The following is a 13,944-nucleotide window of genomic DNA, read 5'->3' on the forward strand; positions in this document are numbered from 1 at the left end:
GAGGGAAATATCATGGCTGAAGTTATTTTCAACAAACTGGAAAAGGTTTACTCCAACGGCTTCAAAGCGGTACATGCTATCGACCTGAAAATCGCTGAAGGGGAATTTATGGTGATCGTCGGGCCATCCGGCTGCGCCAAATCGACCACTCTGCGTATGCTGGCGGGTCTTGAGACCATCAGCGGTGGCGAAGTCCGCATCGGCGAGAAGATCGTCAACAACCTCGCGCCAAAAGAGCGCGGAATTGCGATGGTGTTCCAGAACTACGCGCTCTATCCACACATGACCGTGCGTGAAAACCTGGCCTTCGGTCTGAAGCTCAGCAAAATGCCGAAAGATCAGATTGAAGCACAGGTCAACGAAGCCGCGAAAATCCTCGAACTGGAAGAGCTGCTGGACCGTTTACCGCGCCAGCTCTCCGGCGGTCAGGCGCAGCGTGTGGCCGTGGGCCGCGCCATCGTCAAAAAACCTGACGTGTTCCTGTTCGATGAACCGCTCTCCAACCTCGACGCCAAGCTGCGCGCCTCGATGCGTATCCGTATTTCTGACCTGCACAAACAGCTGAAGAAATCCGGTAAACCGGCGACCACCGTTTACGTCACCCACGATCAGACGGAAGCGATGACCATGGGAGACCGCATCTGCGTGATGAAACTCGGTCACATCATGCAGGTGGATACCCCGGACAACCTCTACCACAAACCGAAAAACATGTTCGTGGCCGGGTTTATCGGCGCGCCTGAGATGAATATTCGCGCTACTCGACTGGTCGATCAGCAGGGCCGTCTGGCGCTGAGCATCGGCAATGAAACGATGCCATTAAGCGAAACCCTGCACGACAAAGTGGTCGGCCATCAGGCGCAAGACACCTTCTACGGCATCCGCCCGGAATTCGTCTCTGTCTCTGACGAGCCGTTCGCAGAAGGTAGCTGCAGCGGCGAGCTGGTACGCGTAGAGAACATGGGTCACGAGTTCTTCGTCTACCTGAAAGTCTCTGATTACGAACTGACTGCCCGAATTCCTTCCGATGAAGCTAAGCCCATGATTTATAAAGGACTTCATCGTAAGGTGTATTTCAAGTTTGATATGAATAAGTGCCACATTTTTGATGCAAAAACTGAACTGAACATCTCAATCTAACTGGAGTTATAAAAATGAAAAAAGTGCTTTTAAGCGCAGCAATCTCCGCTACCCTGGGCCTTACTGCTTTGCCATCGATGGCGCAAGATGTTGATTTACGTATGTCCTGGTGGGGGGGTAATGGCCGCCACCAGGTCACCCTGAAAGCGTTAGAAGAGTTCCACAAACAGCATCCGGACATTAACGTCAAAGCCGAATACACCGGCTGGGACGGCCACCTGTCGCGTCTGACCACCCAGATTGCAGGCGGCACCGAGCCGGACGTCATGCAGACTAACTGGAACTGGCTGCCGATCTTCTCGAAAACCGGCGACGGCTTCTACGATCTCAACAAAATGAAAGACGTGATCGACTTAAGTCAGTTCGATGCCAAAGAGCTGCAGTCCACCACTGTCGACGGTAAGCTGAACGGTATCCCGATCTCCGTGACCGCGCGCGTGTTCTATTTTAACGATGAGACCTGGAAAAAAGCGGGCGTCGAATACCCGAAAACCTGGGACGAGCTGAAAGCAGCCGGGAAAGCTTTTGAGAGCAAACTGGGTAAACAGTATTACCCGGTGGTTCTGGAACATCAGGACACGCTGGCGCTGCTGAACTCCTACATGATTCAGAAATACAACATTCCAGCCGTTGACGAAAAAGCGAAAAAATTCTCCTACAGCAAAGAGCAGTGGGTGGAATTCTTCCAGACTTACAAAGATCTGGTGGATAGCCACGTGATGCCAGACACCAAATACTACGCGTCATTCGGCAAGAGCAACATGTATGAAATGAAGCCGTGGATCCAGGGGGAATGGGGCGGTACCTACATGTGGAACTCCACCATTAACAAGTATTCCGACAACCTGAAGCCACCGGCGAAACTGGAGCTGGGCAGCTACCCAATGCTGCCAGGCGCAACGGATGCGGGCCTGTTCTTCAAACCGGCGCAGATGCTCTCCATCGGTAAATCGAGCAAAAACCCGGAAGCCGCAGCAAAAGTCATTAACTTCCTGCTGAACAGCAAAGAAGGGGTGGATACGCTGGGTCTGGAGCGCGGCGTGCCGCTAAGTAAAGTGGCGGTGCATTACCTGACAGAAGACGGCACCATCAAAGAGAACGATCCGGCCGTTGCGGGCCTGCGCCTGGCGCAGTCTCTGCCAGCTAAACTCTCTGTCTCGCCATACTTTGACGACCCGCAGATCGTGGCGCAGTTCGGCACCTCCCTGCAGTATCTCGACTACGGTCAGAAATCCGTGGAAGAGACGGCAACCGACTTCCAGCGTCAGGCTGAACGTATCCTGAAACGCGCGATGCGCTAATTCCTGTGACCTTCCCTGCCCTGCTACCTCCGGTGGCAGGGTATTTTTTTATCCGGAGAACACGCTATGAAAGGCAAAATCATCCCGCTGAATTTTCGCACGCGCCAGGACAGTGTAACGGGGCACGAGGTGATACGGATGACGCCCCCGCACATCATTTGTCACCGCAACTACTTCTATCAAAAGTGCTTCACTCAGGACGGCAGCAAGCTGATTTTTGGCGGCGCGTTTGAGGGCCACTGGAACTACTACCTGCTCGATATCGCCAGAGAGCAGGCCACCCAGCTCACCGACGGTGCGGGTGATAACACCTTTGGCGGGTTCTTATCTCATGATGATAACGCGCTGTGGTATGTGAAAAACAACCGCGAACTGCGGCGCGTCTGTCTCGACAGTTTCGAAGAGCAGATTGTGTATGCGGTCGACGACGAGTGGGTGGCGTATGGCACTTGGGTCGCGAATTCAGACTGCACAAAACTGGTCGGGATCGAAATCAGAAAGCGTGACTGGCAGCCGTTGACCGACTGGGGCAAGTTCCGCGCCTTTTACTTTACCCAGCCCGAATGCCGCCTGATCAATATTGATTTACACACCGGCGAGCAGCAGGTGATTTTGCAGGAAAAACGCTGGCTCGGGCATCCTATCTATCGTCCGTTTGACGACAGCACAGTGGCGTTTTGCCACGAAGGACCGCGCGATGCCATCGACGCCCGCATGTGGCTCATCAATCCCGATGGCAGCCAGCTTCGCAAGGTGCGCCAGCATGCGCCGGGGGAAAGTTTTACCCATGAATTCTGGGTGCCGGATGGTTCAGCACTCTATTACGTCGCGCACAAGGAGAACGATCCTCAGCGCTATCTTTGCAGCGCCGATCCGCTGACGCTGGAAAATCGTCAGCTGATGGCAATCCCGCCCTGTTCGCATCTGATGAGTAACCACGACGGCTCGCTGATCGTGGGCGACGGCGCGCCGCACAACACGGGCAATATCAGCCTGAACGATCCTTTTATCTGGGTATTTAATATTGCGACCGGAACGCAACACGCCGTTTGCCAGCATAACACCAGCTGGAAAGTGCTTGATGGGGACCGCCAGGTGACGCATCCACACCCGTCGTTCTCGCCGGATAATCAGTGGGTGTTGTATACGTCGGATGAGGAAGGGATGCCGGCGTTGTATTTAGCGCGAGTGTAAAAAAAGCCCGGCAGGCGTAGCGCCGCCGGGCAGCAAAAATCAGACGCCGATATTGCGTAACTTCTCCCCCGCCATCAGCTTGCGTTCGATATGTTCCAATGTGACGTTTTTGGTTTCAGGAATCAGCCAGAACGTGATGCCGATAAACGCCACATTCAGCACCGTATAGAGCCAGAAGGTTCCCGCTGCGCCGATGGAGTCGAGCAGCGTCAGGAAGGTCGCGCCGATAATCATGTTCGACACCCAGTTGGTGGTCGTGGAACAGGTGATACCAAAGTCGCGGCACTTCAGCGGCTGAATTTCCGAGCACAGGATCCACACCACCGGCGCAGCGCTCATCGCGTAGCCCGCGATGCACATCATGGTCATGCCGACGGAGAGCCAGGAGAGATTGCTGGAGGCCGTGCCGTTATCGAACTGCATCAGACAGTAGCCGAGGATCAGCGTTCCGAGCGCCATCACGCTGAAACCAATTTTCAGCGCCGGTTTGCGCCCCGCTTTATCGACGGTAAATACGGCGATAAAGGTGGCGAACATAAAGGTCAGGCCCACCACCAGCGTGGCGATCATCTGCTGTTCGGTGGTGGTAAAACCGGCCATTTTGAAAATGCGCGGCGCGTAATACATGATGATGTTCATCCCGGTAAACTGCTGCATCGCCTGCAGCAACATCCCAAGAAACACCGCGCGGCGCACGTTGCGGTTGGCTTTAAACAGCGACCAGCCGCCCTGCTTCAGCTTCAGGCTTTCGCGGATTTCATTCAGCTCTTCGCGCGCTTTTTCCGAGGTATCGCGCAGCATCCGCAGCACTTCTTCCGCCTCCACGTGGCGCCCTTTTTGTGCCAGCCAGCGCGGGCTATTCGGCAAGAAAATCACCAGCACCATCAGCAGTACGGCGGGCAGCGCCAGCACGCCCAGCATTGCGCGCCAGTTGCCGCTATAGCTGAAATAGGTATCCGAAAGAAATGCCAGCACGATACCCAACGTCACCATCAGCTGGTACATGCTGATCATTTTACCGCGCACGTTTTCACTCGCCATTTCAGAGAGGTAGAGCGGGGCCGTGTAGGATGCAATCCCCACCGCTACGCCCAGCAGCACCCGGGAAAGCAGTAACGCTTCAACGCCTGTGGCAAACGCGGAACCGAGCGAACCGGCGACAAACAGCACTGCCCCCACCATCAGGCTGTATTTGCGTCCCAGCCGGAAAGAGAGCCAGCCGTTAAACAGGGCCCCCAGCGCCGCGCCGAGCATCATGCTGCTCACCACCCACTCCTGCAGACGGCTGCTAAGCGTAAAGTGGTCGGTTATAAACGGCAGCGCACCGGCGATCACGCCGATATCCAGCCCAAACAGTAAACCGGCCACCGCCGCTGAAACGGACACGAACAGATTCATTCTGCGGGTATCGCGCAGGGCGCGGGGCATAAAGGTAGAGTCATTGATAGATGTCATAATTTCCTGCCTGAACAGCGTTAAGACGTTAACTGAAATTACGAGAAAGCCAGCAAAAGTGTCAGGCCGTTAGACGCGAAGTTATGGATTATTTGGCTGGGCAGTAGCGAACTGTGATGGACATTACAATTTCAACTCTGGGTAATTAATCACCATTTATTGTTAATGCATTAATTTATAAGCAATAAAGTTGTGATATGCATCCATCATGGATTTTCACTATGGATTTTATGACTTTATGAATATGGACAAGCTGATTTTTTGGCAAAAAAAACCTCCGCACCAGGCAGAGGTTTTCTTTATAAAGGCGAGAATTAACGCGCCAGCCAGCCACCGTCCACCGCAACGGTGTAGCCGTTGATGTAGTCAGATGCCGGGGAGGCGAGGAAGACAATCGGCCCCATCAGATCGCTTGGCAGACCCCAACGGCCCGCCGGGATGCGGTCGAGAATTTCCGCGCTACGCTGTTCATCCGCACGCAGCTGCTGGGTATTGTTGGTCGCCATGTAGCCTGGTGCAATCGCGTTGACGTTGATGTTGTGCTTCGCCCACTCGTTTGCCAGCAGACGGGTCACGCCCATCACGGCGCTTTTTGACGCGGTGTAAGACGGCACACGGATGCCACCCTGGAAAGAGAGCATGGAGGCGATATTGATGATTTTGCCGCCGTTACCCTGGGCGATAAAGTGTTTCGCCGCCGCCTGAGACATGAAGAACACGCTCTTAATGTTCAGATTCATCACGTCATCCCAGTCGCGCTCGCTGAAGTTGATCGCGTCTTCACGACGAATCAGACCGGCGTTGTTGACCAGCACATCGATATGACCAAATTCAGCCACGGCGCGATCCAGCAGTTCAGGGATCACGTCGATTTTGCGCAGGTCCGCGGTCAGGCTCAGGAAGCGACGACCCAACGCAGTCACGCGCTCGATGGTTTCAGTCGGTTCAACAATGTTGATCCCCACGATATCGCAGCCCGCTTCCGCCAGACCCAGCGCCATACCCTGGCCCAGACCGGTGTCACACCCGGTTACGACCGCTACTTTACCCTGCAGAGAAAATGCATCCAGAATCATGTTTGTTCCTTAATCTTTCAGAGCCTGTCACGAACAGGCAGGTTTATGCTTCACTGCCCGCGACTAGCGCAGATCCTTAACAGCGACGTGGTCCATGTCATCGAAGACCTGATTTTCACCGACCATACCCCAGATGAAGGTATAGGCTTTGGTGCCAACACCGGAGTGAATGGACCAGCTCGGCGAAATCACGGCCTGCTCGTTTTGCATCACGATATGGCGCGTCTCTTGTGGCTGCCCCATCATGTGGAACACGCAGGCGTCTTCGTCCATGTTGAAATAGAAATACACTTCCATGCGGCGCTCATGGGTATGGCACGGCATGGTGTTCCACAGGTTGCCTGGGTCCAGTTCGGTCAGGCCCATGCTGAGCTGGCAGGTTTCCAGCACATCAGGAACGAAGTATTTGTTGATGGTGCGGCGGTTGCTGGTGAGGTTGTCACCGAGGGTGACTGGCGCAACATCCGCTGGAGTGACTTTTTTGGTTGGGTATGCCGTATGCGCCGGTGCGCAGTTATAGTAGAACTTCGCCGGTTTGCTGCTATCGATGCTTGCGAACACCACTTCCTGCGCGCCTTTGCCGACATACAGGGCATCGCGATGACCGATTTCATAGCAGGTGCCGTCTACCGTGATAGTGCCCGGCCCGCCGATGTTAATCACACCCAGCTCGCGACGCTCCAGGAAGTAGCTGACGCCCAGCTGTTTACCCACTTCGCCACCCACGGAAACGGTTTTGGTGGTTGGCATGATCCCGCCGACGATGATGCGGTCGATGTGGCTGTACACCATGGTGTATTCATCAGCTACAAACACCTTCTCAACTAAAAACTCATCGCGCAGACCCTGAGTATCCAGTGTTTTAGCGTGCGCGCTGTGGATGCTTTGTCTGACGTCCACATTTACCTCCAGAATTGATCGTGCCCGAGGGCAAGGATGATTAACGAAACAACGTTCCGTTTTCTCTATGAGCACATAGTATCCGCTGCGAAATGGGTTTTCAATTACATTTAAAACGATGTTTCACTTTTTCTGCATCTTAATAACAGAAGTGTAGTTTGGATCACGATTGTTAAGCGTTGACAGGGATACAGAGGTGGCACACGGAAAACAGGTGCAGAATATTTATCATAGTAAACAATCAATTATAAAACCTTTAAGATTTGACCGCAGAGAAAACATTCCACGTTCAAAATCAAAGATAGCCCTCACGATAAACAATTATTCTTACAAAGTGCGCCATCAGTCACACACATTGAAACGATGTTTTGATAATTTAACACTCAGTTTTTAACTTATCTCACATTCAGATCTGACTGGCAGAAAGTATCCTGCGGTCATATTAAAGGAGCGCATCATGGCTAAAGGTATGCGGGTCAAGCTGAACTATGACGTCAGCCGCGATCCGGATACAGGCGTGGAAATTACCCGCCTGACCCCACCGGAAGTAACCTGTCATCGAAACTACTTTTATCAGAAGTGCTTCTTTAATAATGGCAGCCATCTGCTGTTCGCCGGAGAGTTCGACGGCCACTGGAACTACTATCTGCTGGATCTGAAAAAAGCCGAAGCGGTGCAGCTGACGGAAGGCGCGGGTGATAATACGTTTGGCGGTTTTCTCTCGCCGGACGATAAGTCCCTTTATTACGTCAAAAACGACCGCACTCTGCTGGAAGTGAATCTGGACACGCTGGTCGAGCGCGAAGTGTATCGCGTCTCCGACGAGTGGGTCGGCTACGGCACCTGGGTCGCCAACAGCGATTGCACCAAACTGGTCGGGATCGAGATCGCCAAAAGCGACTGGACGCCACTGAACGACTGGAAAATTTTCCACGACTTCTTCCACAAAGGGCCACACTGCCGCCTGCTGCGCGTGGATCTGAAAACCGGTGAAAGCGCGACCATTCACGAAGAGAAAAACTGGCTCGGCCACCCTATCTATCGCCCGTTCGACGACAATACTGTCGCCTTCTGCCACGAAGGCCCGCACGACCTGGTGGATGCGCGGATGTGGATGGTGAACGAAGACGGCAGCAATGTGCGCAAAGTGAAAGAGCACGCCGAAGGCGAAAGCTGCACGCACGAATTCTGGGTGCCAAACGGCTCCGCGCTGGTGTATGTCTCGTATCTGAAAGGTCAGCAGGGCCGCACCATTTACAGCTTTAACCCGGACACCGGCGTCAACGACGCGGTCATGCAGATGCCCGCCTGTTCTCATTTGATGAGCAACTTTGACGGCACGCTGCTGGTCGGCGACGGTTCTGGTACGCCGGTGGATGTGAAAGACACCAGCGGTTACACCATCGATAACGATCCTTATCTGTACGCCTTTGACGTGGCGAAAAAAGCGCACTTCCGCATCGCCCGTCACGATACCTCCTGGGCCACCGTGGCAAACAGCCGTCAGGTGACCCATCCGCATCCATCCTTTACTCCGGATGATAAAGCGGTGCTGTTCAGTTCCGATAAAGACGGCAAACCCGCTCTCTATATCGCGAAACTCCCCGAGCAACCTGAAATGTTGCATGCATGATTTAAGTTAGTGTTTCTGTAACTGGCCTTGCCCTCCTCCTGGAGGGCTTTTTTTTGGTTTGAAGAACATCTGTTTGCTCGTGATTTCGACCCGACCAGGCGAATACCCCCTGCCGACAGGCATAAAAAAGCCGGCTCATGCGAGCCGGCTTTTTCCCGGAGGTACTGTTTATTATTATTTAGAAGGAATATGCCACACCTAAACGGAAACGCGTCTGACGTTCGTCGGTCTCTTTCACGCCCACGTTGCCCACTTCCACATACGGCGCCCAGTTTTTATCCCATTTGTATGCCAGCTTAGCGTTATATTCGTTGGAATAATCTTTATTATTATTACGAATCATCCCTTCTGAACTCTTCGCGTAGACATAGTTCAGCTCGGTACGGAAATCACCCATTACCCAGCCTACCCACGCATCGCCACGGTTAACTTTATCGTCGTCTTTATTTGAGCTTGAAGGATAGCGCGTATATTCGTAACGATAACGGGCCGCCACATAGAAGCCACTGTCGAAACTGTATTGCAAATGCAGATTCGGTTTATAGATGGTGCGGCTGTCATTACTTTCGATGGTAAATGCCGGTGTCAGCGCAATATTGTCGGTGGCTTTCCAGCGCCAGCTAATCTGGTCTTCGTGGCCGTTACCGACGACATCCGCAAAAGGCTGGTCGGCTTTATCGCCGCCTGATTTCCATTTTGCTTCAACGGAAAAACCTAAGCCATTGGCGAAGCGGTGTGACACGGAAACACGGTCGGCGTTTGAGCCGCTGTCGATGTATTCGTGACGTAAATCAACGGTAACAGCCTGAGCTGCGAAAGACGCACCAACGAGAGAAGCAAGGACCAGAGATTTTTTAAACATGACAAAACCCTCAAATAAAATTATGTTTCGTTTTTATGAAATTGCATTTTATTTTTTAAATAACGATATTTTAGTGATCAAGATCGTAATTATTTGTTTCAATTTTTTTGGCAAGGATCGACGTGACACCCATCAACAAACATCGGGTATTAAAAGGGAATTTCAGGTTTAAGATCACAAAAAGAGGATATTTGATCAGAATATGAAGTTTCTGGATTTAACTGGAGGCTTTAGAATCATCTCATAAGCGTAAAAATAGATTTCAGCGCACAAAAAAAATGCCTCCAATAAGGAGGCTTCTAAAGAGAGAACTATTTCAGTGCGGTTATCTTTCGATGGCGAGCGCCACGCCCTGCCCGCCACCAATGCACAAGGTCGCCAGCCCTTTGCGGGCATTGCGCTTGGTCATCTCATGCACCAGCGAAACTAAAATACGGCAGCCGGATGCGCCAATCGGGTGCCCAAGCGCAATCGCCCCACCGTTGACGTTCACGCGGCTCGGATCCCACTCCAGCATTTTCCCCACCGATATCGCCTGTGCGGCAAACGCTTCATTCACTTCAATCAGATCCACGTCGCTGAGCTGCCAGCCCGCGCGCTCAAGACAGCGGCGCGTGGCATATACGGGAGCGATGCCCATCAGGGCAGGATCGACGCCCACGCTGGCGAACGCTTTGATGCGCGCCAGCACCGGCAGATTCAGCTCTTCGGCTTTGCTTTCGCTCATCATCATCACCGCCGCTGCGCCGTCGTTGATCGACGAGGCGTTGCCCGCCGTCACCGAGCCGAGCGTTTCAAAGGCAGGATTGAGTTTAGCCAGCCCTTCCGCGCTGGCATCCGTGCGCGGCTGTTCATCCGTATCGATAATCAGCAGCTCGCCGTTGTGGCGCAGGGTGTCCACCGGCACGATTTCATCGCGAAAACGCCCTGAGTCGATGGCGGCACGCGCTTTTTGCTGTGAACTGAGCGCGTAGGCATCCTGAAGCTCTCGGCTGATGCCGTATTCCCGCGCCAGGTTTTCTGCGGTCACGCCCATATGGTAATCGTTGAACGCATCCCACAGGCCGTCATGCACCAGGCTATCGAGCAGCTGGCTGTTGCCGAGCTGTGCGCCGGTGCGGCTGTCCGTCAGGACGTGCGGCGCGCGGCTCATGTTCTCCTGGCCGCCGGCGATGATCACATCGGCCTCGCCGCACTGGATCGCCTGCGTCGCCAGATGCAGCGCTTTCAGACCCGAACCGCAGACGTCGTTGATGGTGATCGCCGACACGGTATTCGGCAGCCCGCCTTTCAGTGCCGCCTGACGCGCAGGGTTCTGCCCGGCGCCCGCCGTCAGCACCTGGCCCAGGATCACTTCATCTATTTCATGGGCGGGAATTCCACTGCGTTCGACCAGCGCCCTGACGACCACGCTCCCCAGCTCCACTGCAGAATGGCGAGCCAGCGCGCCCTGGAAACAGCCGATTGCCGTACGCAACGCCCCCACGATCACGACCTCTTTCATCTCTACCTCTGCGCAAAATGACACCGCTGATAGTAGATGCATTGTTATCAACAATTAACGTAATTGTTTAAAAAAAGTGAGTTTTGTCACAGGATTAGCGCGCGTCCTGCAGATACTGGCGCAGCCAGCTTCCGGCGACGCCTGGCGGGCTTCGCTTGTTCCACAGAAGATCGATGGCGATGGTGCGCGGCCAGCCGGGAACGTTGATTTGTACCAGGCTTTTCGCCGCGGCGAACTCTTCCACCAGCGCACAGGGCAGCGCGCACCAGCCGAAGCCCTGCACCGCCATGCTGAGGAGCAGCAAATAGTTAGGCGCAGACCAGATGGGGCCGCGCACCTGGGTGGTTTCCCGTTCCAGATATGTGCTCAGCTGCAGTTCGCGCCAGCCGTGCAGCTCATCCACCTCCACTCTCCCCTGCGCCGCTAGCGGGTGGGTGGTGGCAACATAGATCGCCATCTGGGTTTGCATCGGCAGGCGGATCACGCCGATCCCGGTGGGGTAAATATCGCGCGCTTCCGTAAGGCCGACCTGCGCACGCTCTTTTTGCAGCAGATCGATGACGTCCTCTTCCTCGCCAATCAAACACTCAAATTCCGTGTGCGGAAAGCGCTTGTCGAACTGGATCATCAGATCCTCCAGCACGTCCGGGTTGAGCGTGTCCGAGAGCACAAAGGTCAGCCGCGCTTCCGTCTGGGCGGTCAGGGAGACGGCCAGTTCGTCCAGACGCGCACTGGCGGCCAGAATCGACTGCACGTAACCCAGCACCTGCTCGCCCTGTTCGGTTAACACCGGTTGACGGGCGGAACGGTCAAACAGGGCAAACCCCAGATCTGCCTCCAGATTAGCAATCGCGGTGCTGACAGTGGACTGGCTTTTGCGCAGGCGTCGCGCCGCAGCGGAGAACGAACCGGTAGCCACGGTTTCGACAAAAGCGGTAAGGGCTTCGGGAGAGTAGCGCATGATGTATCTATTTTATCGATGGATAGTATCTTTTATATATCACAAATTACGATAAAAATAGGCCACATCAACGCCCATTCCGGCGAATTCATGAGGTCAGGTTATGCAACACAATGTACAAAAACGAAAACTGCCGGAGCGTATCTTCCACGCGGTGTGCTTCGAAGGGATTGCCACGGCAATTCTGGCGCCTACCGCCGCCTGGTTAATGCAGCGTTCGATGGTGGAAATGGGTGGACTCACCATCATCCTGGCGACCACAGCGATGGTCTGGAACATTATCTATAACTATGGATTTGACCGTATGTGGCCCGTTCACCGCGTAACCCGCACGGCAAAAGTGCGTGCGTTCCATGCTCTGGGCTTTGAGTGCGGCTTTATCGTGATCGGGGTGTCGATCGTCTCGGCGGTGCTCGGCGTAACGCTCCTGCAGGCATTTACCCTGGAGATCGGTTTCTTCCTGTTCTTCCTGCCGTACACCATGTTCTATAACTGGGCGTACGACACGCTTCGCGAAAAAGTGATCAAGCGCCGCCAGCAACGACGTGCCCTGGCGAACTGATCCCTCTAAGGCCGGAACCCTCTTCCGGCCTGACCTGCGACGTCAACTGCGCCTTCAACGCATAATTATGGTAAATTACCCTCCTTTTTGTTCGTTTTATAGTTGATACGTTGCTCTAATGTCGAAAATTTGGTCAAAAGAAGAGACTCTCTGGAGTTTCGCCCTCTATGGCACTGCCGTAGGCGCAGGAACCCTGTTCTTGCCCATTCAGCTCGGCTCCGCAGGCGCGATTGTCCTGCTCATTACGGCCCTTGTGGCTTATCCTTTAACCTACTGGCCGCACAAAGCGCTGGCCCAGTTTATCCTGTCGTCAAACGCCAAAGGCAGTGAAGGGATCACCAGCGCGGTGACGCACTACTACGGCAAAAAGATCGGCAACCTGATCACCACGCTCTATTTTGTCGCCTTCTTCGTGGTGGTGCTGATTTACGCCGTGGCGATCACCAACTCGATAACAGAACAGCTGGCGAAGCATCTGACCGTCGACACCACCGTACGCGTGCTGGTGAGTCTTGGCGTGGTGATGGTACTGAATCTGATCTTCTTAACGGGCCGTCATATCACCCTCAAGGTGATGGGTTTTCTGGTCTTCCCGCTGATCGCCTATTTCCTGTTTGTGTCCCTGTATCTCACCGGCAGCTGGCAGCCGTCGCTGCTGACCAGCCAGATGGCGTTCGATCAGCACACGCTGCACCAGGTATGGATTTCTATTCCAGTGATGGTTTTCGCTTTTAGCCATACGCCAATCATCTCCACTTTCGCCGTTGACAGACGTGAAAAGTACGGTGATGCGGCCATGGGTAAATGCAAAAAAATCATGAAGGTCGCGTACCTGATTATTTGCCTGAGCGTGCTGTTCTTTGTCTTCAGCTGCCTGCTGTCGATTCCGCCGTCGTACATCGTGGCGGCCAAAGAAGAGGGCGTAACAATTCTCTCGGCCCTCTCGATGATGCCATCTTCCCCGGCATGGCTGGGTATTTCGGGCATTGTGGTGGCGATTGTGGCGATGTCGAAATCTTTCCTCGGCACCTATTTTGGGGTCATTGAAGGGGCGACGGAGATCGTCAAATCATCGCTGCATCAGGTGGGCATTAAGAAGAGCCGCGCCTTTAACCGCGCGGTATCAATCATGGTGGTGTCGTTTATTACCTTCGTGGTCTGTTTCATCAACCCGAACGCGATTTCGATGATTTACGCCATCAGCGGGCCTTTGATCGCCATGATTCTTTTCATCATGCCGACGCTCTCCACTTATCTCATCCCGACGCTGAAACCTTACCGCTCTTTCGGCAATCTGCTGACGCTGATCGTCGGCGTGCTGTGCGTGTCGGTCATGTTTGTCGGTTAGCCCTCATG

Annotated in this window: 12 protein-coding genes; 6 read left to right on the top strand and 6 right to left on the bottom strand. The window is 54.0% G+C overall.

Annotated features, from left to right (window positions below; genetic code table 11):
• The first annotated feature begins 12 nt into the window (after window positions 1-12).
• From ETG88_RS07600 to ETG88_RS07610, 3 genes are all read left to right on the top strand, one after another.
• Entirely contained in the window at window positions 13-1,140 is a 1,128-nt protein-coding gene (locus tag ETG88_RS07600; protein WP_129035088.1) for an ABC transporter ATP-binding protein, read from the top strand.
• Between the two features lie 14 nt (window positions 1,141-1,154).
• A complete protein-coding gene (locus ETG88_RS07605) occupies window positions 1,155-2,441 on the top strand; it encodes an ABC transporter substrate-binding protein (protein WP_129035089.1) in 1,287 nt (428 codons plus the stop codon).
• A gap of 66 nt (window positions 2,442-2,507) precedes the next feature.
• A complete protein-coding gene (locus tag ETG88_RS07610; protein ID WP_129035090.1) occupies window positions 2,508-3,635 on the top strand; it encodes an oligogalacturonate lyase family protein in 1,128 nt (375 codons plus the stop codon).
• A 39-nt stretch (window positions 3,636-3,674) separates the two neighbouring features.
• Here ETG88_RS07610 and araE read toward each other — a convergent pair whose 3' ends face one another.
• From araE to kduI, 3 genes are all read right to left on the bottom strand, one after another.
• Window positions 3,675-5,093, bottom strand: coding sequence for an arabinose-proton symporter AraE (gene araE / locus ETG88_RS07615; RefSeq protein WP_267902411.1), 1,419 nt, complete (start codon window positions 5,091-5,093; stop codon window positions 3,675-3,677).
• A gap of 311 nt (window positions 5,094-5,404) precedes the next feature.
• Entirely contained in the window at window positions 5,405-6,166 is a 762-nt protein-coding gene (gene kduD / locus ETG88_RS07620; protein WP_100779059.1) for a 2-dehydro-3-deoxy-D-gluconate 5-dehydrogenase KduD, read from the bottom strand.
• A gap of 63 nt (window positions 6,167-6,229) precedes the next feature.
• Window positions 6,230-7,066: a 5-dehydro-4-deoxy-D-glucuronate isomerase gene (gene kduI / locus ETG88_RS07625; protein ID WP_100779058.1), complete on the bottom strand. Its 837-nt coding sequence runs from the start codon at window positions 7,064-7,066 to the stop codon at window positions 6,230-6,232.
• A 457-nt stretch (window positions 7,067-7,523) separates the two neighbouring features.
• On the opposite strand from kduI, the gene ETG88_RS07630 reads away from it, so the two are divergent.
• Window positions 7,524-8,699 carry an oligogalacturonate lyase family protein gene (locus ETG88_RS07630; protein WP_129035092.1) on the top strand — a complete coding sequence of 392 codons (1,176 nt, stop codon included), beginning with the start codon at window positions 7,524-7,526 and terminating at the stop codon, window positions 8,697-8,699.
• A 178-nt stretch (window positions 8,700-8,877) separates the two neighbouring features.
• On the opposite strand, the gene ETG88_RS07635 is transcribed toward ETG88_RS07630, so the two are convergent.
• From ETG88_RS07635 to ETG88_RS07645, 3 genes are all read right to left on the bottom strand, one after another.
• Window positions 8,878-9,561, bottom strand: coding sequence for an oligogalacturonate-specific porin KdgM family protein (locus ETG88_RS07635; RefSeq protein ID WP_100779056.1), 684 nt, complete (start codon window positions 9,559-9,561; stop codon window positions 8,878-8,880).
• A gap of 325 nt (window positions 9,562-9,886) precedes the next feature.
• Entirely contained in the window at window positions 9,887-11,065 is a 1,179-nt protein-coding gene (locus tag ETG88_RS07640) for an acetyl-CoA C-acetyltransferase (RefSeq protein WP_100779055.1), read from the bottom strand.
• A 94-nt stretch (window positions 11,066-11,159) separates the two neighbouring features.
• Window positions 11,160-12,026: a LysR family transcriptional regulator gene (locus ETG88_RS07645; RefSeq protein WP_100779054.1), complete on the bottom strand. Its 867-nt coding sequence runs from the start codon at window positions 12,024-12,026 to the stop codon at window positions 11,160-11,162.
• Window positions 12,027-12,129: 103 nt separating this feature from the next.
• Between ETG88_RS07645 and ETG88_RS07650 the strand changes: the two genes are divergently transcribed.
• A complete protein-coding gene (locus ETG88_RS07650) occupies window positions 12,130-12,588 on the top strand; it encodes a multidrug/biocide efflux PACE transporter (protein ID WP_129035093.1) in 459 nt (152 codons plus the stop codon).
• Window positions 12,589-12,706: 118 nt separating this feature from the next.
• A complete protein-coding gene (locus tag ETG88_RS07655; RefSeq protein ID WP_107702904.1) occupies window positions 12,707-13,936 on the top strand; it encodes an amino acid permease in 1,230 nt (409 codons plus the stop codon).
• The last annotated feature ends 8 nt before the right edge of the window (window positions 13,937-13,944 follow it).

Origin of the sequence: Lelliottia nimipressuralis, assembly GCF_004115925.1 — a bacterium.
Lineage (GTDB): Bacteria > Pseudomonadota > Gammaproteobacteria > Enterobacterales > Enterobacteriaceae > Enterobacter > Enterobacter nimipressuralis.

Excerpts from the sequence above, each read along its gene's own strand:
- ETG88_RS07600 (WP_129035088.1), top strand. The coding sequence starts at position 13 with ATGGCTGAAGTTATTTTCAACAAACTGGAAAAGGTTTACTCCAACGGC.
- ETG88_RS07605 (WP_129035089.1), top strand. The coding sequence starts at position 1,155 with ATGAAAAAAGTGCTTTTAAGCGCAGCAATCTCCGCTACCCTGGGCCTT.
- ETG88_RS07610 (WP_129035090.1), top strand. The coding sequence starts at position 2,508 with ATGAAAGGCAAAATCATCCCGCTGAATTTTCGCACGCGCCAGGACAGT.
- kduD (WP_100779059.1), bottom strand. The coding sequence starts at position 6,166 with ATGATTCTGGATGCATTTTCTCTGCAGGGTAAAGTAGCGGTCGTAACC.
- ETG88_RS07630 (WP_129035092.1), top strand. The coding sequence starts at position 7,524 with ATGGCTAAAGGTATGCGGGTCAAGCTGAACTATGACGTCAGCCGCGAT.
- ETG88_RS07635 (WP_100779056.1), bottom strand. The coding sequence starts at position 9,561 with ATGTTTAAAAAATCTCTGGTCCTTGCTTCTCTCGTTGGTGCGTCTTTC.
- ETG88_RS07640 (WP_100779055.1), bottom strand. The coding sequence starts at position 11,065 with ATGAAAGAGGTCGTGATCGTGGGGGCGTTGCGTACGGCAATCGGCTGT.
- ETG88_RS07645 (WP_100779054.1), bottom strand. The coding sequence starts at position 12,026 with ATGCGCTACTCTCCCGAAGCCCTTACCGCTTTTGTCGAAACCGTGGCT.
- ETG88_RS07650 (WP_129035093.1), top strand. The coding sequence starts at position 12,130 with ATGCAACACAATGTACAAAAACGAAAACTGCCGGAGCGTATCTTCCAC.
- ETG88_RS07655 (WP_107702904.1), top strand. The coding sequence starts at position 12,707 with ATGTCGAAAATTTGGTCAAAAGAAGAGACTCTCTGGAGTTTCGCCCTC.